At 61.6% G+C, this 19,574-nt stretch carries 24 protein-coding genes; 10 read left to right on the top strand and 14 right to left on the bottom strand.

Translation table 11 applies throughout. The annotated features are described in order from the left end of the window. The first annotated feature begins 41 nt into the window (after nt 1-41). From P3G66_RS22935 to P3G66_RS22925, 3 genes are all read left to right on the top strand, one after another. Nucleotides 42-542 carry a flavin reductase family protein gene (locus P3G66_RS22935; protein ID WP_276117142.1) on the top strand — a complete coding sequence of 167 codons (501 nt, stop codon included), beginning with the start codon at nt 42-44 and terminating at the stop codon, nt 540-542. 112 nt (nt 543-654) lie between these two features. Beyond that, nucleotides 655-1,041: a nuclear transport factor 2 family protein gene (locus P3G66_RS22930; RefSeq protein WP_003944423.1), complete on the top strand. Its 387-nt coding sequence runs from the start codon at nt 655-657 to the stop codon at nt 1,039-1,041. Then, a complete protein-coding gene (locus P3G66_RS22925) occupies nt 1,041-1,286 on the top strand; it encodes a hypothetical protein (RefSeq protein WP_003944366.1) in 246 nt (81 codons plus the stop codon). Before P3G66_RS22930 ends, P3G66_RS22925 begins: the two co-directional genes overlap by 1 nt. Here P3G66_RS22925 and P3G66_RS22920 read toward each other — a convergent pair. Next, nucleotides 1,259-1,744 (bottom strand): flavodoxin family protein, encoded by a 486-nt coding sequence (locus P3G66_RS22920; protein WP_054825585.1) that lies wholly within the window; start codon nt 1,742-1,744, stop codon nt 1,259-1,261. The two genes, P3G66_RS22925 and P3G66_RS22920, sit on opposite strands and share 28 nt — an antisense overlap. Then, nucleotides 1,741-1,941, bottom strand: a complete 201-nt coding sequence (locus tag P3G66_RS22915) for a hypothetical protein (RefSeq protein WP_054825584.1) — start codon at nt 1,939-1,941, stop codon at nt 1,741-1,743. The genes P3G66_RS22920 and P3G66_RS22915 overlap by 4 nt, the downstream gene beginning before the upstream one ends. Nucleotides 1,942-2,033: 92 nt before the next feature. Here P3G66_RS22915 and P3G66_RS22910 point away from each other — a divergent pair, with 92 nt between their 5' ends. Both P3G66_RS22910 and P3G66_RS22905 read left to right on the top strand, forming a co-directional pair. Then, nucleotides 2,034-2,468: a nucleotidyltransferase domain-containing protein gene (locus P3G66_RS22910; RefSeq protein ID WP_037131485.1), complete on the top strand. Its 435-nt coding sequence runs from the start codon at nt 2,034-2,036 to the stop codon at nt 2,466-2,468. Continuing rightward, nucleotides 2,465-3,088 (top strand): AAA family ATPase, encoded by a 624-nt coding sequence (locus P3G66_RS22905; RefSeq protein ID WP_276117141.1) that lies wholly within the window; start codon nt 2,465-2,467, stop codon nt 3,086-3,088. The genes P3G66_RS22910 and P3G66_RS22905 overlap by 4 nt, the downstream gene beginning before the upstream one ends. A 31-nt stretch (nt 3,089-3,119) precedes the next feature. Here P3G66_RS22905 and P3G66_RS22900 read toward each other — a convergent pair whose 3' ends face one another. Then, entirely contained in the window at nt 3,120-3,740 is a 621-nt protein-coding gene (locus P3G66_RS22900) for a TetR family transcriptional regulator (protein WP_003944296.1), read from the bottom strand. Between the two features lie 91 nt (nt 3,741-3,831). On the opposite strand from P3G66_RS22900, the gene P3G66_RS22895 reads away from it, so the two are divergent. Next, nucleotides 3,832-5,202, top strand: coding sequence for a cytochrome P450 (locus P3G66_RS22895; protein ID WP_276117140.1), 1,371 nt, complete (start codon nt 3,832-3,834; stop codon nt 5,200-5,202). A gap of 72 nt (nt 5,203-5,274) precedes the next feature. Then, the gene (locus tag P3G66_RS22890) at nt 5,275-5,517 is read left to right on the top strand and encodes a hypothetical protein (protein ID WP_064114255.1); all 243 of its coding nucleotides are present in this window, start codon (nt 5,275-5,277) and stop codon (nt 5,515-5,517) included. A gap of 57 nt (nt 5,518-5,574) precedes the next feature. On the opposite strand, the gene P3G66_RS22885 is transcribed toward P3G66_RS22890, so the two are convergent. Together P3G66_RS22885 and P3G66_RS22880 are read right to left on the bottom strand one after the other, a co-directional pair. Next, nucleotides 5,575-6,846, bottom strand: a complete 1,272-nt coding sequence (locus tag P3G66_RS22885) for a DICT sensory domain-containing protein (RefSeq protein WP_082900991.1) — start codon at nt 6,844-6,846, stop codon at nt 5,575-5,577. 236 nt (nt 6,847-7,082) lie between these two features. After that, nucleotides 7,083-7,394, bottom strand: a complete 312-nt coding sequence (locus P3G66_RS22880) for an STAS domain-containing protein (RefSeq protein WP_228232503.1) — start codon at nt 7,392-7,394, stop codon at nt 7,083-7,085. Between the two features lie 423 nt (nt 7,395-7,817). On the opposite strand from P3G66_RS22880, the gene P3G66_RS22875 reads away from it, so the two are divergent. Continuing rightward, nucleotides 7,818-9,251 (top strand): FAD-dependent oxidoreductase, encoded by a 1,434-nt coding sequence (locus P3G66_RS22875; RefSeq protein WP_054827521.1) that lies wholly within the window; start codon nt 7,818-7,820, stop codon nt 9,249-9,251. Between the two features lie 21 nt (nt 9,252-9,272). Here the strand turns inward: P3G66_RS22875 and P3G66_RS22870 are convergent, their stop codons facing one another. From P3G66_RS22870 to P3G66_RS22850, 5 genes are all read right to left on the bottom strand, one after another. Beyond that, nucleotides 9,273-9,923: a hypothetical protein gene (locus P3G66_RS22870; RefSeq protein ID WP_003944437.1), complete on the bottom strand. Its 651-nt coding sequence runs from the start codon at nt 9,921-9,923 to the stop codon at nt 9,273-9,275. After that, a complete protein-coding gene (locus P3G66_RS22865; RefSeq protein WP_007726715.1) occupies nt 9,920-10,222 on the bottom strand; it encodes a hypothetical protein in 303 nt (100 codons plus the stop codon). Before P3G66_RS22865 ends, P3G66_RS22870 begins: the two co-directional genes overlap by 4 nt. Nucleotides 10,223-10,337: 115 nt before the next feature. Further along, entirely contained in the window at nt 10,338-11,168 is an 831-nt protein-coding gene (locus P3G66_RS22860) for a mycofactocin-coupled SDR family oxidoreductase (RefSeq protein ID WP_042924153.1), read from the bottom strand. A 4-nt stretch (nt 11,169-11,172) separates the two neighbouring features. Further along, nucleotides 11,173-11,970, bottom strand: coding sequence for a mycofactocin-coupled SDR family oxidoreductase (locus P3G66_RS22855; RefSeq protein WP_007726713.1), 798 nt, complete (start codon nt 11,968-11,970; stop codon nt 11,173-11,175). Further along, entirely contained in the window at nt 11,967-13,592 is a 1,626-nt protein-coding gene (locus tag P3G66_RS22850) for an NAD(P)/FAD-dependent oxidoreductase (protein WP_070162101.1), read from the bottom strand. Before P3G66_RS22850 ends, P3G66_RS22855 begins: the two co-directional genes overlap by 4 nt. A 267-nt stretch (nt 13,593-13,859) precedes the next feature. Between P3G66_RS22850 and P3G66_RS22845 the strand changes: the two genes are divergently transcribed. Continuing rightward, nucleotides 13,860-14,300, top strand: a complete 441-nt coding sequence (locus P3G66_RS22845) for a hypothetical protein (RefSeq protein ID WP_276117139.1) — start codon at nt 13,860-13,862, stop codon at nt 14,298-14,300. A 7-nt stretch (nt 14,301-14,307) separates the two neighbouring features. On the opposite strand, the gene P3G66_RS22840 is transcribed toward P3G66_RS22845, so the two are convergent. Then, on the bottom strand, nt 14,308-14,967 hold the full coding sequence (locus tag P3G66_RS22840; protein ID WP_003944425.1) for a response regulator transcription factor: 660 nt from the start codon (nt 14,965-14,967) through the stop codon (nt 14,308-14,310). A gap of 176 nt (nt 14,968-15,143) precedes the next feature. On the opposite strand from P3G66_RS22840, the gene P3G66_RS22835 reads away from it, so the two are divergent. Beyond that, nucleotides 15,144-15,605 (top strand): hypothetical protein, encoded by a 462-nt coding sequence (locus tag P3G66_RS22835; protein WP_007726708.1) that lies wholly within the window; start codon nt 15,144-15,146, stop codon nt 15,603-15,605. Between the two features lie 91 nt (nt 15,606-15,696). Here P3G66_RS22835 and P3G66_RS22830 read toward each other — a convergent pair whose 3' ends face one another. The 3 genes from P3G66_RS22830 to P3G66_RS22820 all read right to left on the bottom strand — a co-directional run bounded on the left by P3G66_RS22830 (nt 15,697) and on the right by P3G66_RS22820 (nt 19,574). Next, nucleotides 15,697-16,872: an NADH:flavin oxidoreductase gene (locus tag P3G66_RS22830; protein WP_064074636.1), complete on the bottom strand. Its 1,176-nt coding sequence runs from the start codon at nt 16,870-16,872 to the stop codon at nt 15,697-15,699. A gap of 132 nt (nt 16,873-17,004) precedes the next feature. After that, complete coding sequence (locus tag P3G66_RS22825) at nt 17,005-17,724, bottom strand: ABC transporter ATP-binding protein (RefSeq protein WP_276117138.1); 720 nt, start codon at nt 17,722-17,724, stop codon at nt 17,005-17,007. Next, nucleotides 17,724-19,574, bottom strand: coding sequence for a branched-chain amino acid ABC transporter ATP-binding protein/permease (locus P3G66_RS22820; protein WP_003944379.1), 1,851 nt, complete (start codon nt 19,572-19,574; stop codon nt 17,724-17,726). Before P3G66_RS22820 ends, P3G66_RS22825 begins: the two co-directional genes overlap by 1 nt.

Below are 19,574 nucleotides of genomic sequence, written 5' to 3'. Positions count from 1 at the left end.
TTTGCAGAGTTTTTGACAAAAGATTTGAACAAGGAGACGACATGACCGTGGAAAACGCCGAGCCGCCAGTTCTGGACGGACGCACACTTCGCAACGTGATGAGCAATTTCTGCACCGGCGTCACCGTCATCACCGCTCACGATGGAAGTTCACCCCTCGGCTTCACCTGCCAGTCCCTGGTCTCGGTATCGCTTGATCCCCCGTTGCTCTCGTTCTGCCCGGCGAAGACGTCGACAAGTTGGCCGAAGCTTCGCGAAACGGGAACTCTCTGCATCAATGTTCTCGCCCACGATCAGCAGGACATGTGTTCGGCGTTCGCGCGCGGCGGGACGGACAAGTTCCTCGGCGTCGAGTGGGATGCCGCCGGCAACGGTGCTCCGGCGCTCAGCGGCGCGCTCGCCCGCATCGAAGCAACGGTCGAGCAGGAGCACGACGCCGGTGATCACACCATCGTCGTCGCACGCATCACCGATCTGAACGTGCTGCGCCACGACGGTCCGCTTCTGTTCTATCGCGGCGGGTTCGGGCGCTTCGACGCCTGAGTGCTCAGGCTGTCCCGCTGCGTGGGAGATGCCGGCGCCGAATCGAGCCCGCACCGATAGCGTCCGAAGTAGTTGTCAGACCCTGAACTTCTCGACTGATCGGACTAACTCGATGACCACTCTCGAACCAGACACCACGGCCGCGATCACGGCGACGGTTACCACCTACCTCGACGCCGTGGCTCGCGGATCGTCAGCGGACATCGCCGCCCTCTACGCCGAGAACGCGACGCTCGAAGACCCGGTCGGCAGCGAACCCCGCGTCGGCAAGGCCGCGATCACCGAGTTCTACGGCGCTCTCGAGGGCGGTTCGCAAGAGACGGAACTGCTTACCTTGCGGGTGAGCGGATCCAGCGCGGCCTTCCACTTCCGCGTCGTCACACCGGTGGGCGATCAGGTCTACGAGGTCGAACCGATCGACGTCATGACTTTCGACGAGGACGCCAAGATCACGAGCATGCGCGCCTTCTGGTCACCGGCCGATCTGATTGCACGCTGATGCGTCAGGTCAGTTGCCGCAACTGCGGAAATCGCGTCCTCGTCGAGAAGTACAGCGAAGCGCACACCAGCGTCCAATGGCTCGAAGAGTCGCAGGAAGTGTGCCCGGAGTTGGGTCGCGTGAACAGCCGTGCCAACGCTCAACGGACGTGTGGCGCTCTGCGCCAGACGATCAACGACCTTGCCGACGCCGGTGAGCTGGAGATGAGCCTGCGCAGCTACCCGGTGCCGGGCAAGCTGTCCTGAACGCTTCCGCGTAGCATTTCGGCGAACATGCGCGCCGATTCCAAGTCGTCGGCGTTCGGCCGCCCCTTCCGGATACCGCCGAACGGCTTGAACGGGAGATAGGTATCCCACGCACGGGACGAGAAGGCTGCGACCACATCGAAGCCCTTCTGTTCGAGCAACTGAACCAGTGGACGCGAGAAGCGATGAATCCCCTTGTCAGGAAAACCACTGGTGGCGAAGACAAAAGCCTTGGATCGCCGTTCTTCGGGGAGTGCCTCGACGAACGAGCGTAAATCTGCGTGGTACGAGCGTAGGTAGATGCCGGAGCCGAACCCAACCAGGTCGTAGTCGGCGAGCTGCGCGGCGTCGATGTTACCGGGCTCGACCACGCGAGCATCGAGAACTTCTCCGATGACGTCGGCGATCAGCTTCGTATTGCCATGGGAGACAGAGGTACACACGATGATCGTCTTCATTGATTTCTTTCTTTCGTCGCAGCGTCTCCGGTGCTCTCTTCATTTGCGCGTACGTAGATCCAAGTGATGAATCCACCGCACATTGCAAAGATCACGGCGACAATCGAATACGTGTCGAGGGGAAATCCAGTCCAGATCAAGCCTGCAACAAGAACCATCGCACCAACAGCCAGACCCGCCGATACTTCCTTGGACATACGCATCCCTCCCCTGGCTTGTCACCGACAGTTCCAGGATAGAGGTCTCGGCGAAGCTACGGACAATGGTGGCGATGGGGAATGATGCCGGTATGTCAGCAAGGTTGAAGGGACGAAGACGTGCGGTGAACGCGCTGCTCGTCGACGTCGAACGATGGGCCGCTGAGCACGATGACGTCAAAGCTGTAGCGCTGGTCGGGTCCTACGCGCGCGGCGCGGAGCGTATGGCGAGTGATCTTGATCTGATGATCCTGGCCGACGACGCGAACGCGCTCGCAAATGAAGACTGGTTCGACCGGCTCCGCCCCGACGCGCGATTCATCAGAGCCGCCAACTGGGGGCCAGTCCGAGAACGACGCTTCCGCCTACGGTCCGGCCTCCTCGTCGAACTGAATTTCGCGAGCGAGAGCTGGGCCGACCTTCCGCTCGACGCGGGCACTCGACGCGTCCTCGAAGACGGCCACCGAATCCTGTACGACACCGGGCCTCTTCGCGTCGCTACGAGCGCGGGAAGAACTGCTCGATGAGCACCAAGACGGTCTTCGAGACCTTGGCCGCCGAAATAAACGCGCTGCGCGGCTCTCCCGTCGTCGCGATCGACGGCGTCGACGGGAGCGGCAAGACGACATTCACGAAAAGTCTTGCAGCACAGCTGAATGAACGCCCCGTCATTGTGATTCACGTCGACGACTTCCTCAATCCGCCGGAGATTCGCCATCGCAGAGGTCGGCTGTCACCGGAAGGCTTCTGGCTCGACAGCTACGACTACGACGCCCTCGAACGTCATGTTCTCGCCCCTCTGAGACCGGGAGGTAACCGCGAGTACCGACTACGACGGGACAGCGACGCGTACCTGCATGCAGCCGATGGAGCCGTAGTCCTCGTCGAGGGACTCTTTCTGCATCGGGACGAATTTGCTTCCCGATGGGACTATTCGATCTTTCTCGACGTGCCTTTCGAGATCACCGCCGAGCGAATGAACCTTCGCGACGGAACGAACGCGGATCCGGAACACCCGTCGATGAACCGTTATGTCGGCGGCCAACGTCTGTACTTCGCGGCTGCAGAGCCCTGGACCCGCGCGGACAGTGTCATCGACAATTCAGACCCGAAACTGCCTCGCATCACGACACATGCCGCCGACTAGAGTTGGCGACCCTCATCGCCGACCTCGCGCTTCATCGGTGCGCTGTGGATGTGAATTGGTAGGTTGCGGCATCCACGATCTCAGTGGGCGTGATGTCGATCTCGCCGTTCAGCCAGGCCGTCACCAATTCGGCCAGGCCGCCCACGAACAGTAATCCGTTGATCTCACCCTGATGGGGAGGCCAAGCTCGATCGCCGTACAAGAGCGCAGCCTCGTCGGCCACCATCTGCGCGAACCCACGCAGCGCTCCCCGCCGGTGAGTGCGCAGCGGCTCGTAAGCCACCGACTCGACCATCGCGACACGCCCTTTTCGAGGATCGTCCGTCAGGATGTTGACGAACGAAGCAATGGCGCTCCGCACGCGCTCCTCCCGTGTCCCATCGGTCGTTCGGAGTGCAGCCATTCCGGCCACGCGCACCTCGTCGACGATTCCGTCGAAAACCTGCTGGAGGAGTTCGTCCCTGCTGGTGAAACTCTCGTAGAAATATCGCTCTGTCAGCTTGGCATGCGCGCAGATGGCGGTCATGGTGGCACCCTGCCTGCCCGCGGCCGCAAACACGTCCAGTCCTGCTGCGAGCAGGCTTTCACGCCGAAGCGCTGCCCGCTGCTCACCACTCAGACCGGCATATCGACGGGGTGTGGGAGAAGCCATGAGTCGATCTTGACAGACGACGCGACTGTGACGCAGACTACCCCCATCTGACAGGCGCTACTGTCAGATGCAAACGGAAGGCAGGTACGTGATGTCGAAAATCCTGGCCGCTCCACCCATCCGGTCGCAGTTGCGTCCCATCTCAGGCAATTCGGGACTACCCGGAATAGGGCAAACTTTCGAATACATCCGCGACCCTCTCGCTCTGATGCAAAAACGCTGGGATCGTTACGGCGAAGTCTCGTGGTTCTCGATGGCCGGTAGACGGTGGGTCGCAGCCCTCGGACCCGACGCATGCCAAGAAGTTCTCCAGAACAAGGACCGCGCTTTTGTCAACAGCGACGGTTGGTCAGTGCTCATCGGTCCCTTCTTTCACGGGGGTCTGATGCTTCTCGACTCCGAAGAGCACCTACGACAACGACGCATCATGCAACAAGCCTTCACGAGATCGCGTCTCGAAAAGACCGTGGACGTGCTGAATCCCGCGATCGCCTCCGCGCTCGACGCCTGGTCTCCGTCCGAAGGGTTCCGCGCCTACACCGCCCTCAAAGCTCTCACACTCAACCTGGCGACCGACATCTTCATGGGCGGCGCGGAAGGGACCACTGAAAACGAAATCGACTCTGTGAAAAAAGCTTTCGTCGATTGCGTGCAAGCTGCAACCTCGGTGATCCGTTATCGAGTTCCCGGCACCAGATGGAAGCGCGGCCTCGACGGGCGCCGAACCCTCGAAAACTTCTTCCGCCGCTACCTACCTGCGCGCCGTTCACGCGAAACCGACGACCTGTTTTCCGTTCTCTGTCACATCGAATCAGACACCGGACAGCGCTTCAGCGACAGCGAGGTGATCGATCACATGATCTTCCTGCTGATGGCCGCACATGACACCTCCACCATCACCATCTCGACAATGATGCAATATCTCGGCCAGAATCCGCAGTGGCAGAACAGATGTCGAGCGGAATCACTCGCACTGAGTACGTCGACGCCGAGCTATGCCGAACTCGACCAACTCGCCGGCTTGGACCTGGTGATGAAAGAATGCCTCCGACTCGTCGCTCCCGTGCCGGTCATGGCTCGCCGAGCGGTGTGTGACACCCAGATACAGGACCACTTCGTACCCGCTGGGACCTACGTGTCAGTGGTGCCACATTTCACTCACCACATGCCGCAGTACTGGCCCGACCCCGAACATTTCGATCCCGAACGTTTCGCGGACCACCGACGTGAAGACAAGGTGCACCGGTATGCCTGGGAACCGTTCGGTGGAGGCGTGCACAAATGCCTCGGCATGCATTTCGCCGGCGTCGAAATCAAAGCGATCATGCACCACCTGCTCACACGCTTCGATTGGCAGGTCGCGCCCGGCTACACCGCCCCTCTCAACTACATGTCCTTGCCGTTCCCCTCCGACGGACAGCCGATCGATCTGAAACCACTCACGACTTCTCATGACCGGTAGCGACCGAACCGACGTCAAGATCAACTCGCACATGACTACCGGCACAGACGCTTTCGAAATCCAGAGGAAAACATGAGCACTCGGCCTGCCCGAAACCGGCATGCACGCGCTGCTCCGAAACCAGAGGTCGTCGCAGCGGCGGAGTTCCTACTCGCAGAATCCGACGCCCATGTCTTCCGTCGCCGCTATCTCGAACTGCTCACCCACACCACAGCGCCGGATGGCGCAACCGTCACGGACTACACGGTCGCCGAAAGGTATCTACTCAACTCTGCAGCAAAGAGACGTGCTGCGCGGCGCCCGGCCAATCCTTAGCCACGATCGCCGGTCGGGCAGCGCTCGCGGCGAACGTCGAGACCCTCGGCACCGGTTTCACGAATTCGTCGTGGGGTAACGACGAAGAATAGAGTGCGCTGCCTGGGTGACGGCGGTGCGATCGTAGGTTTGCACGAAGTCGAAGGTCCGCTCGAGATCTGGACCGTTGTCATGAAGATCTCGCGCCGACAGCATCGCCGCATGGTGCGGTCCCAGAGTGACGACCGTCCACTCGTTGACGAGATCATCACCCGGGTCGAGTGGCGCGTGTTGAACCTTACCGTCGAGCATCACGGACAGTCCGACACCGTAGACACCGGCAAACCCTACGGTGTCGGCGAGGTGACGCCACCGTGCTGTTGTGGATGCGGTGAAATGCTCGGCTTGTTGAAAGGTGCCCAGAACAAGCATCGAGGAACCCGATGTGGCGGCTTGCGCTTCGAGAGACTTACTCAGTTGGATCAACAGACGCTTGGTACCGCGCCGGATCCGGCTGTGAGCAGACACGATCGAGTAGGGAGTGCCCACCTCGGGGATGGGATCACTCCACACCGGACTGTCGGGCATCGCGACGACCGGTTCGGACAATAGTGAACTCGGATCGTCGACTGCGGGATACAACTCACCCGTTCCGTATGTGGCTCCGATGGTGATTGCGGCAAGACGGGACGATTCCGAGTCGACACCCTCGGCAAGGATAATCGCGTTCGATCGCTCGACGTAGGCGCCGAGCGCGTGCACCGTCGTTCCCACTTCGAAATATGCTGCCTTGGAAAGCAATTCAGCGGAAGTGATAATGATGTCGGGTTCGACCAAAGACAGAAGTGTCGCCGAGTGCCTGTCGATGCCGACACCGTCGAGTGCAATCAGACGACCGCCCGCGCGGGCTTCTCTGATCACTGCCAGAGAGTTGTGGGGATCGGTAAGCACCGATGCGCTGTCAACCGTGATGACGATCCGTTGCAGATTTCTCGTCGCTCCTTCGATACCAGGAGCGTTCAGAGCTGCTCGGGAAGCCGAGTCGACTGCCACCAGCAACGGCAGGCGATCCGCGACGGTGCATGCGAGTGCAGTACGGGACATGGCCAGTTTGTGACTGTCGAATTCCGAGCGTTGCTGCATCAATTGCGAGGCGCGACGGAGGGCATGCGCCGAACACAGAGAGGAATTGTCAGGCCCACGCAATTGCAACTCGGCGCCTGCAAGTGCGTGGTCGTCGAGGCGGCGTATCGGTGCGAACTGCATGCTTACTTCCAGACCAATCACATCGGAGAACTGGGTGATCGGAGAATTCGACGATGTCGAACCGTTGCTGGTGTCATACGCCATGGTGTGGCTCTTCACTACGAGTCGGGACCACCAAGCGTTCATGCGGCCGGACGCGTCGATGGCAGCGCCGGCTGCTCGACACCGAACGAGACTACCGCAAATCTCGGCGCAACCCGGTGACGACAACCCGATCCCGCGCCGCAAAGTGCACATCGACACGCAGATCAGACCAGATACCAAGTTAACGCGTATCGAGCACTGCTCACTTCACATCGTTCGTGGGAGTTGTTTCCGGCTCAAGCACCGAGAGCATCAGCAGTCGACGTGGCATCGCCCGCAATGAGTTCGGAGGCGCCGAGAGCCTGAAAGATCATGGAGACCGCTCGCGTCGGGGCAAACAAGCGAATGCGGTTGTTGCCACGCCCCGCAGCATCGACAACGGCATTCGCCACTCCGGACGACATGAAGGTCACGCCGGAGAGATCGACGTGAATATCGGTTCCGACCAGGAGAAGTCGGTCGAGCGCGTGCACCAATTCCACCCGCTGACCCATGTCCAATTCTCCGGCAAGTCTCAGTACCGCATACGAAGGGGTGTAGCTTTCCACGTCGATACTGTACCGATGCCCTTCTCGGCCGGCGCTGTCAAAGAGATCGAGAACATTTGCAGCTGAAGAACGTTCGTTGATCGTAGTCATGAAAGCCTCTTGTCTGGACTCGGCGTGCCCCACCGCTCGAATCAGCGATGAATCACTGTGCGTCGGATAACCAACCGTGTCGGTCACTGCGTTCCAGACGAACTCTGCCACCGGCAGGTTTCGCCGACACAACCACATCTATAACGCTAGGGTCTCGAAAACGTCACAGCGCGATATCGCACTTTTGGCGCCACCCCCGACGCACTGAACCGCTACCTCGCCTGGCCCCCGACGTGCCTGCGGGGCGACGTCTCTGCGGCGTCGACCACTGGCTTTCTCGCTCATCGGGAAGGTGGGTTCGCCGCACCACCATTCCGCAATACCTTCTGTGACATGGATAATATTGTCGACGTACTCGTCATCGGATCGGGCGCTGCCGGATCGGCCGCAGCGCTCCAAGCGCACGCCGACGGCGCATCGGTCGTGATTCTGGAAAAGAGCGGACCTGATTCCGCGGGCGGCAACACTCGACTGTCCGGCAGTGGATGGTTCGTCAACCAGGACCCCGCTGCCGCCCGAACCTTCCTGCGTTCGTTGAACGGGGAGTTCCCCGTTGCCGAGGACGTCATCGATGCCTGGGCCGAGAACACTCACGGACTGTCCGACTGGATCCGCAGTCTGGGTGCAACTGTAGCGATGACCGGCGATTTCCATTCCGCGGCAGAGTTCGCCGAACTTGACGGAAGTTCTTGTTACGCAGGGATGGACACCGTCGAAGGGAAGATGGGCAATGAACTTCTCTACCGGTTCCTCGTCTCCGCTCTCGCTGAACGCGGCGTCACAACACTATTCGACACCGAAGCCACCGGACTGCTGACGGATGAATCCGGAGCGGTGACCGGAGTCGAGATCCGTTCGGGTGAAAAGACTTCGCAGATCAAGGCACGCCGGGGCGTCATCCTTGCCACCGGAGGATTCGAAGCAAATCCGACGATGGTGCGCGACTACTTGCGTCTGGAGAATCCGAAGATCTGGGGCTCACCATCGGCAACCGGCGACGGTCACCGCATGGCACAGGCCGTGGGCGCCGATCTGTGGCACATGAACAACATGATGACCATTACGGGAATTCCCGGCGACCTCGAAAATCCGACTGGATTCTTCCTCGCACTGTGGAACGCGCACAACTATGTGTTCCTCAGCCGGGAAGGTAGACGCTTCACCGACGAGTCAGCCGAAATGCGGCATGGTCATGTGTTCAGAGAGGGTTCTTACCAACACTTTCCGGTGCAACCGATGAACGTCGTCTTCGACGAGACGATGAGGTTGGCCGGACAGCTGAGCCCCGGCCGCGACGCACTGCCCGTCGGCCACAGGGTTCTCGACGAAGGGTACGAGTGGAGCTCGGACAATCAAGCCGAGATCGACAAGGGATGGATCCTAAAGGCGGACACGCTCGCCGAACTCGCCGAGAAACTAGGACTGGACCCAACAGTCGTGGAAACGAGCGTGCGACGCTACAACGAGGCGTGCGCGGACGGCATCGACCATTCGTTCGGCCGCAATCCCGAAACTTTGGCCCCGGTGGCTACCGCTCCGTTCTACGCCGTCTCCGGGTCGCCACTGCTCGGATGGAGTAGCGGTGGGCCGCGCCGCGACGGTCATTCCCGCGTACTCGATACTGCCCGCAATCCGATTCCTGGCCTCTACGCCGCGGGCGCGGTCAGTTCCACCTACAGCGCGGCGAAGGACGGCGGATTCCACATTGCCGACGCCTTCGCATTCGGCCGTGTCGCCGGGGCCCATGCCGCCGCGCGTAAAGCTTGATATCGCCGGCCTTTCGACTGACTAGCCACGCACGATTACGTGGCTGGTCAGTTGTGGTCGATCGTCACGCAGATGAATCCTCTGCGCCGGATGAAACCGGGATTCGTACCGGGACGCTATCGCCTCGGCCGTCCCGTAATAGCTCACATCTCGCGGACGTCCCTTCGCACGCCGCAAGGACTCGTCGAAGCTTGCTTCAACCCAGATTCGTAGGTCGAACTGATCTCGCATCAGTCCGCGAAAAAGCAGCACTCCCTCGACGATCACAATGGCGCGATCCGGGACTCGTGGCTTCGACACCACCGATTCGTCTGTCTCCGGATCAGTCGAGACGTAGGAAATTTCGGTAACTTCGGCCAACCGTAGCGGCACCATCACACGGCTACTCAGGTTCGAATAGTCGTACGCATCCTCGAGATACCCACGCACCGTGTCAGGATCTTTGTTCCGTACCGCTTTCGCAGTCGAGAACTCGTCCCCATGGATCATGATGAAGTCATGGCCCGACTTCGAGATACCGGCAGCCAACTCGTCCGCGATCGTCGATTTTCCGGAAGCCTCGATTCCCGAGATCCCGACAAAAGTGCGTCCGGCCCGATCTTCGTGGCAGCGCACGACGTGCTCGACTAGAGAACCCGAATCATCCGCGCCGAAGGTCTTCTGCCGATTCACACCCGAGCAGCCTTGACCTCGTCGAAGAACGCGATGACGGCTGCCTCGTTCTCCGGCGGAACAGTCAGCGATGCCCGTGGACCCGCTACCGCGATCGAGTCGTCGGCGAGCCTGTTCCCGATGGTGAGTTTCAGTCCCGACTTCGACGGTTTCGCCTTCACCGCAATGTGTTCGACATGCCAACGAGCCACTTCGCTCGTGCTCGCGGCGGTGCGGTCGAAGACCTCCACCGTGCGGTGGTCGAGGACCATCACGATGTTGGTCCCGACGGTGACTTCCAGATAGCGCCGTTCCGCCACGGTATACGCCTTTCGGTTAGGTGAAACCGACGCTACACACCGTGGCGGAACTCAGCGTGTCAAAACCTCAGCTGTTCAAGATTTCAGCTGTTCAAGATTTCAGCTGTTCGAAACCTCAGCGGGACGAACTTCCTGCATCCACCGGCAGGGCGACCGACGTGATGTAGCGAGCCTCGTCGGAAGACAGGAACAGAGCAGCGTTCGCTACGTCCACCGGTTCGATCCACGGAATGGCGAGCATGTTCATCGTCATCGCTGCGGCAGCAAATTCTTCGCGCGTCGGGTTCTCGAGATCGGGGCGGAACTTGCCGCGCACCAACGGGTTTTGAATCATGAGGGTGTCGACGTTGGTGGGATGGACCGTATTGACGCGTACGTTGTGCGGAGCCAGTTCCTTTGCCAGCGAACGCATCAGACCAACGACTCCATGCTTGGCTGCGGTGTAGTGCGCGACTCCGACCAGCCCCCGAAGTCCGGCGATGGAGCTTGTGAGTGTCATCGATCCCCCGCCCCGCGCGATCAAGTGCGGAGCCGCGACGGTCGTGGTGTGCCAGACGCCGGTCAGATTGACGTCCAGCATGGTCTGCCACATCGTTTCCGACATGGTCAGGGCCCCGTCGGAGGACGTGATACCAGCTGTAGCGCAGACGATGTCGAGACCACCGAGCATTCCGACGGCCGAGTCCACGGCACTGCGTAGTGCCTCGAGATCCCGAACGTCCACTACCGCAGATTCGACCTTTCGCCCCAGCGCCCGGATCTGCGCCACTGTCTCATCGAGATCGGCCTCCGTCGCGGGCGGCGTGACTGTGGTTTCCACCGAAGTGCACACGTCGACCGCGATGATGTCCGCGCCCTCTTCGGCAAAACGCACGGCCTGAGCCCGCCCGATTCCTCGTGCCGCACCCGTGATCAGCGCGATCTTGCCTTCCAATCGAGAAGTCATCAATTCACACTTTCTGGGTCAGGCCGGCGTCGACAACCAACTGACAGCCGGTCATGTAGCGGGACTCCGCGGATGCGAGAAACAGGACCGCATTACTGACGTCCACCGGATCGACCCAGGGAACGGGCAGCAAGTTGCGAGCGCTGAGCACTGCAGCAGCGTCTGCTTCGGTGGGATTCTCGATGTCCGGGCACAGGTTCGCGAACACTCGCTCGTTGATGATCATCGGGGTACGTACCGAACCCGGATGCACGGAGTTGACGCGGATACTCTGCGCCCCCAACTCGTTGGCCAGCGTTCTGGCCAGGCCCACCACGGCATGCTTGGCTGCGCTGTAATGACTTGCTCCGGCAATACCTTTGATTCCCGCTGTCGAGCTGACCAGAACGACGGATCCACCGTCGCCGAAGTGCGGAACGCAGGCCTTGACGGTGTGCCACGCCCCGGTCAGATTGACGTCCAGCGAGCGGTTCCACACTGCAGGATCGATGGTCCACGACGGTCCCGGCGTGTCGTACACACCTGCATTCGCGACCACGACGTCCAACCCGCCGAGTTCGGTAACGCACTCGGCCACGACGGCGGCCAGACCGTCGAAGTCCCGAATATCCGCCACACCGGTCACCGCGATACCGCCTCGATCACGCACTGCCTGAGCGGTTTCCGCCAACCCCGATTGTGCCTGTTCGACATCCAACGCGATCACGGACGCGCCTTCCTCGGCGAGCCGCTCACAGTGTGAGCGTCCCATTCCTCCGGCAGCACCCGTCACGAGTACCCGCTTGCCCTCCAGCCGGCTCATGCGTGCACCGTGCTGTTCAGTTCGAAGCCTCGGTATCCCGCTGCTGCCACGTCTGCACAGATGTCGGAGTAGACACCGAAGCCTCCGATGAAGGGCATGAATATCCTCGGCTTTCCCGGGATGTTGGCTCCCATGTACCAGGAGTTCGCGGATGGGAACAATGTTGCCGACGCCCGGCGTGAGCACTCCTCGAGCCAGTTGTCCACGGCTTCGGCACTCGGCTCGATGGTGTCGATGCCCGCCGAATCGAGGTGGTTGATCGCGTCGGCGATCCAGTCGACGTGCTGTTCGGCAGCGAGAATCATGTTGGACAGCACACTCGGGCTGCCCGGCCCGGTGACGATGAACAGGTTCGGGAAGCCGTGAACTCCCAAACCAAGATAGGTTCTCGGACCCGCATGCCAGTTCTCTCGCAAGGTCTCGCCGTTGCGGCCGCGGATCTCGATGCGATCGAGTGCCCCGGTCATCGCATCGAAGCCGGTGGCGAACACCAATGCGTCGAGTTCGTAGTGCGAGTCGGTCGTCTTGATCCCGGCCTCGTCGATTGCCTCGATCGGTGCGCTCTTGAGATCGACCAGGCTCACGTTGTCACGGTTGTAGCTCTGGTAGTAGTCGGTGTCCGTCACGATCCGCTTGGTCCCGATGGGGTGGTCGTTCGGGATCAGCAGGTCGGCGATGGCCTGATCTTCGACCACCGATCTGATCTTGGCCTCGGCAAATGCGGCCGCCGTCGCGTTGGCGTCGATGTTGCTGGTCTGGTCGGCGAAGGTTTTGGCGAACAGGACACCGCCGAGCTTCCACCGCTCTTCGTAGGCCGCGTTTCTCTCGGCCTCGGATACCTCGAGCGCACTGCGAGGGTCCGAAACGAACGGAGATCCACCGCCACTGCGCTTGGACAGCGCTCGACGCTCGGCGTAGTCGGCCTTGATCTCTGCGCGTCGTTTGTCATCGAGAGGCGTGTTTCCCGCCGGCACACTGTAATTCGCGGACCGCTGGAACACGAAGAGGTGATCGGCCTGCTCGGCGATCAACGGAACGGACTGGATGCCCGACGATCCGGTGCCGATCACTCCCACTCGCTTGCCGGTGAAATCGACGCCCTCGTGCGGCCAGAAGCCGGTGTGGAAGACCTCACCGCCGAAAGTCTCGCGACCTGCAATGTTCGGAACGTTCGCGGTCGAGAGGCTGCCCGTGGCGCACACCACGAACCGCGAGGTGACGTCATGACCACCGTCGGTGTGCACTCGCCACGTCGACGAGTCCTCGTCGAACTGTGCGCTCAGGACACGGGTATCGAAAGTGAACCCACTGCGTAGGTCGAAGCGATCGGCGACGTGATCGAGGTAGGACAGGATCTCCGGTTGCGCGGCGTACTTCTCGCTCCAGTCCCAATCCTGTTGCAACTCTTCGGAGAACGAGTAGGAGTAGTCGAAACTCTCGACATCGCAGCGTGCGCCCGGGTAGCGGTTGAAGTACCACGTGCCGCCCACTCCGGAGCCCGCCTCGAAGCCGTGGACACGCAGCCCCTGCTCGCGAAGTCGGTGCATGGCGTACATGCCGGCGACGCCGGCGCCGATGACTACGACGTCGAGTGGTGCGGTGGAGAAGTCAGGATCGGTCATGGTGGCCACGCTACGAGTGGGTTGAATGGTAGAGGAACAGGTTCTCCCGCTGGGTGGGCGGAGCCTCCACCCCATGACACGGGGTGGGCGAAGCCTCCACCCCATGACACTGGGTGGGCGGAGAGCGCTGTGTCCACCGATCGGGGGACAGCGATGTCGTCCAGCACTCGGACCCGTAGGTGGACAGACCCGAAGGGATTTCGGGGCCATAGTTGTCTCATCACAGAAACACACGGTCACCGAGACCGACAAATCGAGGAGAACATGATGAGCACCAACACAATTCGACCTGAAGCACTTTCCTTCTCCGGCCTCAGCATGGCAGCTCTGGTTGCCCGCTCCGCCGGTACGAACACGGTGAAGTCGATGACCGACACATCCGTCACGACGGCGATGATCAGCAATTCGGGCCGCGGGGCCCTGTATCTGGTCCACGCGTCCAATCCGAACGGCGACTGGGTCGTCCCGCCGGCGGACTACATCCTCCCCAACATGAACGTGAACGTTGTGGCCACGAGCAAGAACCAGAACGACTTCCCCATCGTGCTCACGTACCGCTCCGACGACGGTGGGGTGTTTGTCTTCAGTGCTACCAACTCGAAGACCAGGGCGGATGCCGGCGGTACGCACGCCCCCGACAGCCACGACGTCACGGTGACGATGACCTCGGGTTACCCGGCCATGAACGTCACGTACGTGCTTCGGTGACGCTTGCTCACTCCAACAATCCCTGCCGCATTGCAGCGGCGACGGCCGCGCCTCGATCGTTGACTCCGAGTTTCTCGTAGAGGCGCTGCACGTGGGTTTTGACGGTGGAGGGCGCAAGAAAGAGTTGTGAGGCGATGACCGGGATGCTGGCGCCCTGCGCGATCAATCCGAGAACCTCACGTTCGCGCGCGCTGAGCGTCGGACCGGACGGTTCACTACGACGCCGAACCTCTCCTACCAATCCGGCGGCGATACTGGGCGGCAACACATCTCGTCCCGCAGCACAGTCGAGCACGGCACTCACGATCTCGGCGCGAGTCGATTCCTTCGGCAGGAATCCGGCAGCACCGGCTTGCAGGGCCTGGTACACGACAGACGATTCGTCGTGAGCGCTGAGCAGAAGCACACGCGTCGGAAGCTCGTCTCGAACGACTGCGGCGGCGACCTGAGTTCCATCCAGGTGCGGCATCCGGAAGTCGAGCAGCGCGACCTGCGGGCGTAGTTCGCGGATCATTGCGAGCGCTGCTGCGCCGTCGTCGGCCTCGCCCAGGACGTCGATGCTGTCACTGCCGGTCAGAGCCCGAACCACGCCCTCACGGAACAGTGGGTGATCGTCGCCGACCACCACGGAAACCTTGCCGGCCAGCGGCTTCGTGCCTTCGCGCATTGCTCACTTTCTCACGCCCGTACCAGCAATGCGAGCACTTACGCCTCCCCCGATCGGGGGACAAGAGATTCAACCCCGCCACGGCCCCGTCGGCGGACATACTGCAGCACTCATTCGCGACAAGATTGATTCATCGCCGAGAACGGCAACCACACACCATCCCAGGAGCAGACATCATGCGTACCAACACCACTCGCTTCGTAGCAGTCACCGCAATCGCCCTCGCTGTCGGCGGAACCGCACTGGGAACCGCAGCGATCGCCAACGCCGGCACCATGCCCACCGACGGCCCGACGGTTGCCATGACCATCACCAACAACACCGACAACCCGATGCTGCTGGACAGCGCGTCCAACCCCTACGGACAGTGGATCAACGGCCCGCGCTCCTACCTGGCCCCGCACACCACCGAGATCGTCACCGCCTACAGCAGCGATCCCCGCGGTATCGGTGTCGACGTCACCTACAACGTCGCCGACGGCGTCCAGACGGTCATGGCTGCCAACAACTACGTCGGCAACCCCACCCTCGACGGGACTCGCATCATCGGCGACCCGACGCACGTCATCCTCACCGACTACATGGCCACCGGCTACCCCACGATGAACGCCTCCTACGACGTCTTCACGCAGAACTGAACCAAGCGTTGATGCAACCACGAACTTGATCCGCTACGGCCCACGACCCGGTATCCGCATGGATGTCGGGACGTGGTGTGCGCTGACCAGCTCAGACGCGTTCGACCAACACGCAGCGGGCGCCACTGAAGATCGTGGGCATGCACTTGTTGCAGTGGATGCACAGTGATTGGGTATCGGATTCGGCCGCGATCCGATTGATCAGATCCGGTTCTCTGAGCAGCGCCCGTGCCATGGCGACGAACTCGAACCCTTCCGCCATTGCGGTATCCATGCCCGCTTTGTCCGTGACACCCCCGAGCAGCACGAGCGGCAACTTCACCGCAGCACGAATCTGCCGAGCCTCTTCCAGCATGAACAACGGCTTGTACGGATAGGTATGCAACATGCTCTTACCCACCAATTGCACACCGAGTCGAACAGGTTGCGGCATCGCGGCGGCGAACTCGCGGATCGGCGCATCGCCCTTGAACAGGTACATCGGGTTGAGCAGTGAACTGCCCATCGTCAACTCGAGCGCGTCGACGCTTCCGGATGCTTCGAGCCACTGCGCCACCTGGATTGCTTCGTCCACCCAGAATCCGCCTGGCACACCGTCGTCCATGTTCAGCTTGGCCAAGATCGCGATCTTGTCACCGACGGCATCGCGCACACTGCGTGCAGTTTCGAGTACGACGCGAGCCCGGTTCTCCAGCGATCCGCCGTAGGAGTCCTTACGACGGTTGAGTTTCGGGCTCAGGAACGAGCTCGCGAAATAGTTGTGACCGAAGTGGATCTCGACGGCGTCGAATCCTGCCTCGACGGCAAGTCGCGCAGCGCTCCCGTGCGCGGCCGCAATTCTGATGATGTCCGCTGTCGTGGCAGTGCGAATCATCCTCATGCTCAACGGATTGAACGAACTCGACGGTGCCAGCGCGGGCAGTCCGGTCGACTTCTGATTCGCCACGGGACCGGCATGGCCGAGCTGCGCCGACGCAGCAGCACCTTCGGCGTGAATGGCATCGGTGAGCCGCCGAAGCCCGGGGAGGGCATCGGGCCGCATCCAGAGCTGGCCGTATTCGGTGCGCCCTTCCGGTGCGACGGCGCAATACGCGACGGTGGACATCCCGACTCCGCCGGCGGCTGGGCGACGATGGAACTCGATCAGCTCGTCGGTGACCAGGGCGTCGGGAGTTTTGCCTTCGAATGTCGCGGACTTGATGATTCGATTTCGAAGGGTCACCGGGCCGAGCTTCGCCGGGGCGAGCACGTCGGGAGCAGTGGTCATCGAGTTTGCCTCTCGCGGGAGTTGTTTGCAGGACGGTAGATCGATGGCCCCGAGCCGGCTAGGGCCCGTGCCACGGAGCGGGAAACGGCTTCAGCCCGGCCGAGGTGGCCGGGCTGAAGCCGTCATTGCCGTTCAGACGCGTCCGAAATACGCATCCTTGAGCACTGCCAGGTCGTCGATGTCCTTGGCGTCGGCGTCGAGAACCACCTTGCCGATGTCGAGGACCGTCACATGATCGGCGACGCTCATCGCGGCCTCGACTGCCTGCTCGACCAGTAGAACAGCCAGGCCGGTTTCCTTGAGTTGTTGGACGCGGTCCATCACCTCACCGACGATCATGGGAGCGAGACCGCCCGAAGGTTCGTCGAGAAGGAGCAACCTAGGCTGCGCCATCAGCGCTGCGCCGATCGCGAGCATCTGCTGCTGACCGCCCGACATGGAACCGGCGGGAAGCGAACGCTTCTCCCCCAGGATCGGGAACATCTCGTACATCGATTCGACGGATTCCATAAGCTCGCCGCGCTTTGCCTTGCGGGTGTACCCGCCCAGCAGGAGGTTCTGCTCGACGGTCTGCTTGTGGAAGACCCGCTTGCCCTCCTGCACGTACGCCATCCCCTGTCGTACCCGTTTGTGCGCGGGGACTCCGGTGATGTCGGCGCCGTCCATCTCGACGGTTCCGGAGGCCACCTTGTTGAGGCCGGACAGGGCACGGAGCGTGCTCGTCTTGCCTGCGCCGTTGCGTCCGAGCAGGGCGGTCACCTGACCGGGATAGACGTCGAACGAGACATCCCAGACGACGCGCAGATCGCCGTACCCGGTCTGCAAGTTTCGGACCTTCAGAATCGGTTCCATCACTTCACCTCACTGGTCTGATGGTCTACCGCGCCGATTTCTTCGAGAAGTGCTTCTTCGTCACCGGACTTGACTCCGAGGTACTCGCTCAAGACGCGTGGGTGATGTTCGATGGTTGCCGCATCGCCGGTGGCGATCACCTGCCCTTGCGCCAGCACGACTATCTCGTCGGCCAGCGAGAGGACGAGGCGGAAGTTGTGCTCCACCAACACCACTGTCGCCCCGGCATCTCGCAGTACCCGGATCAGATCTGCCAGGCGTTCGAGTTCGTCCTCGTCGAGTCCGGATGCCACCTCGTCGAAGAGGACGACCCTCGGTTCGGCGATGACGGCGCGAGCAACCTCGAGCATGCGACGCATCCCCAGGGGCAGCGACGTCGCGATCTCGTTGCGCAAGTGCGACATCCCCACGAGTTCGAGGACACGCTCGGCCTCGACGATGTCGGCCTTCGCGATCCTGCGGAAGCTGGGCAGGCGAAGCACAGCCGACGCCATCGACGCTCGGTGCACCGAATAACGTCCGGATGCAACAGCTTCCAGAACCGTGATGTTTTCCGGAATCGTCGGAGTTTGGAACGTGCGCGCCACACCCACGCGCGCCACCTTGTGCGGCGACGACTGCGAGACCACCGTGTCACCGATCGTGATCACGCCCGCATCTGCGGTGTAGAAGCCGCAGATCATGTTGAGCATGGTCGTCTTACCCGAACCGTTGGGCCCGATCAACGCGGTGACCTTACCGGCCTCTGCGGTCAGGGTTGCCGCATTGAGCGCCTGGTTGCCACCGAACGCTTTGGACACTCCGTCGACCACCAACCGTGCTCCGTTGATCGGCGCCAGTTCCGGTGTCCCACCGCTGTTTTCCTTTGCAGTGACTACGCCCAGGCCGGCCTTGCGATCGAGTTTCGAGACGATCGCTCGCCCGACCTTGGTCAAACCCCCGGAGAGAAGCACACCGCCGATGATCAGGAAGCCGCCGTAGAAGATCAGCGAATACTCCTGGAACGCCGTCGACTGGTTGGGACCGAGCTGCATGATCGCGGCACCGACCACGGCGCCGTACACACTTGCCGCACCGCCGAGGATCGACGCCGCCAGAACTGCTGTGGCAAAGGTGAACCCGAAGGCTTCCGGCGAGATGAACAGGTCGGTGTTGGCGAACAGCGCACCCGCCAGACCGGCGGGGAACGCACCGATGGCATAACCGAGCAGCTTCATCCGGAACACCGATACACCCTGCGACGACGCCAGAACCGGCGACTGCTTGAGCGTGCGGAACGCGATGCCGTGCCGCGAGACCACCAGGTTACGCATCACCGCGAACCAGAGCACGGTCACGACGACGACCACCATGTAGTACTGCTGGGTGTCGAGTTCGGAACCGAAGAACGTCGGCGGCTCCATACCGGTGAGGCCGTTTCGGCCGCCGGTCTTGCCACCGAAGATCGCCAGTACGTCAGGTACCAGCAGAACCAGGAAGAACGACGTCATCGCCAGGGACCAGTTGCCCAGGCGCAGACCGGGAACACCGGTCAGGATTCCGACCGCCAGTGCCACTGCTCCGGAGGCAGCGAGCTGGAGCAGAATGTCGGTGTGACCTGCCTGGGACATCAGACCCGCGGTGTAGGCACCGGCCGCGTACATCGCTGCCTGGCCGAGTGCCAGTTCACCGGCAAAGCCGAGGCTCAAGTTCAGGCCACTGACCACAAGTGCCAGGATGCAGGCCAATTGAATCTGACGTGATGTCGACAGGTCGAGTCCCATCACGGGCAGCAGCAGGATCACCACGGCCAGGACGAGTGGGATGATCCAGCTCGGTAGGGAACGGAAAGTCCGCCACGCACTTACCAT

Origin of the sequence: Rhodococcus sp. C3V (genome assembly GCF_029269915.1) — a bacterium.
GTDB classification, from domain to species: Bacteria; Actinomycetota; Actinomycetes; order Mycobacteriales; family Mycobacteriaceae; genus Rhodococcus_F; species Rhodococcus_F qingshengii.
The sequence above is the reverse complement of the archived record's forward strand: the minus strand, read 5'-3'. Positions and strand labels throughout refer to the sequence as shown.

Excerpts from the sequence above, each read along its gene's own strand:
- P3G66_RS22935 (WP_276117142.1), top strand. The coding sequence starts at position 42 with ATGACCGTGGAAAACGCCGAGCCGCCAGTTCTGGACGGACGCACACTT.
- P3G66_RS22930 (WP_003944423.1), top strand. The coding sequence starts at position 655 with ATGACCACTCTCGAACCAGACACCACGGCCGCGATCACGGCGACGGTT.
- P3G66_RS22925 (WP_003944366.1), top strand. The coding sequence starts at position 1,041 with ATGCGTCAGGTCAGTTGCCGCAACTGCGGAAATCGCGTCCTCGTCGAG.
- P3G66_RS22920 (WP_054825585.1), bottom strand. The coding sequence starts at position 1,744 with ATGAAGACGATCATCGTGTGTACCTCTGTCTCCCATGGCAATACGAAG.
- P3G66_RS22915 (WP_054825584.1), bottom strand. The coding sequence starts at position 1,941 with ATGTCCAAGGAAGTATCGGCGGGTCTGGCTGTTGGTGCGATGGTTCTT.
- P3G66_RS22910 (WP_037131485.1), top strand. The coding sequence starts at position 2,034 with ATGTCAGCAAGGTTGAAGGGACGAAGACGTGCGGTGAACGCGCTGCTC.
- P3G66_RS22905 (WP_276117141.1), top strand. The coding sequence starts at position 2,465 with ATGAGCACCAAGACGGTCTTCGAGACCTTGGCCGCCGAAATAAACGCG.
- P3G66_RS22900 (WP_003944296.1), bottom strand. The coding sequence starts at position 3,740 with ATGGCTTCTCCCACACCCCGTCGATATGCCGGTCTGAGTGGTGAGCAG.
- P3G66_RS22895 (WP_276117140.1), top strand. The coding sequence starts at position 3,832 with ATGTCGAAAATCCTGGCCGCTCCACCCATCCGGTCGCAGTTGCGTCCC.
- P3G66_RS22890 (WP_064114255.1), top strand. The coding sequence starts at position 5,275 with ATGAGCACTCGGCCTGCCCGAAACCGGCATGCACGCGCTGCTCCGAAA.
- P3G66_RS22885 (WP_082900991.1), bottom strand. The coding sequence starts at position 6,846 with ATGGCGTATGACACCAGCAACGGTTCGACATCGTCGAATTCTCCGATC.
- P3G66_RS22875 (WP_054827521.1), top strand. The coding sequence starts at position 7,818 with ATGGATAATATTGTCGACGTACTCGTCATCGGATCGGGCGCTGCCGGA.
- P3G66_RS22860 (WP_042924153.1), bottom strand. The coding sequence starts at position 11,168 with ATGACTTCTCGATTGGAAGGCAAGATCGCGCTGATCACGGGTGCGGCA.
- P3G66_RS22855 (WP_007726713.1), bottom strand. The coding sequence starts at position 11,970 with ATGAGCCGGCTGGAGGGCAAGCGGGTACTCGTGACGGGTGCTGCCGGA.
- P3G66_RS22850 (WP_070162101.1), bottom strand. The coding sequence starts at position 13,592 with ATGACCGATCCTGACTTCTCCACCGCACCACTCGACGTCGTAGTCATC.
- P3G66_RS22845 (WP_276117139.1), top strand. The coding sequence starts at position 13,860 with ATGAGCACCAACACAATTCGACCTGAAGCACTTTCCTTCTCCGGCCTC.
- P3G66_RS22840 (WP_003944425.1), bottom strand. The coding sequence starts at position 14,967 with ATGCGCGAAGGCACGAAGCCGCTGGCCGGCAAGGTTTCCGTGGTGGTC.
- P3G66_RS22835 (WP_007726708.1), top strand. The coding sequence starts at position 15,144 with ATGCGTACCAACACCACTCGCTTCGTAGCAGTCACCGCAATCGCCCTC.
- P3G66_RS22830 (WP_064074636.1), bottom strand. The coding sequence starts at position 16,872 with ATGACCACTGCTCCCGACGTGCTCGCCCCGGCGAAGCTCGGCCCGGTG.
- P3G66_RS22825 (WP_276117138.1), bottom strand. The coding sequence starts at position 17,724 with ATGGAACCGATTCTGAAGGTCCGAAACTTGCAGACCGGGTACGGCGAT.
- P3G66_RS22820 (WP_003944379.1), bottom strand. The coding sequence starts at position 19,574 with ATGGTAAGTGCGTGGCGGACTTTCCGTTCCCTACCGAGCTGGATCATC.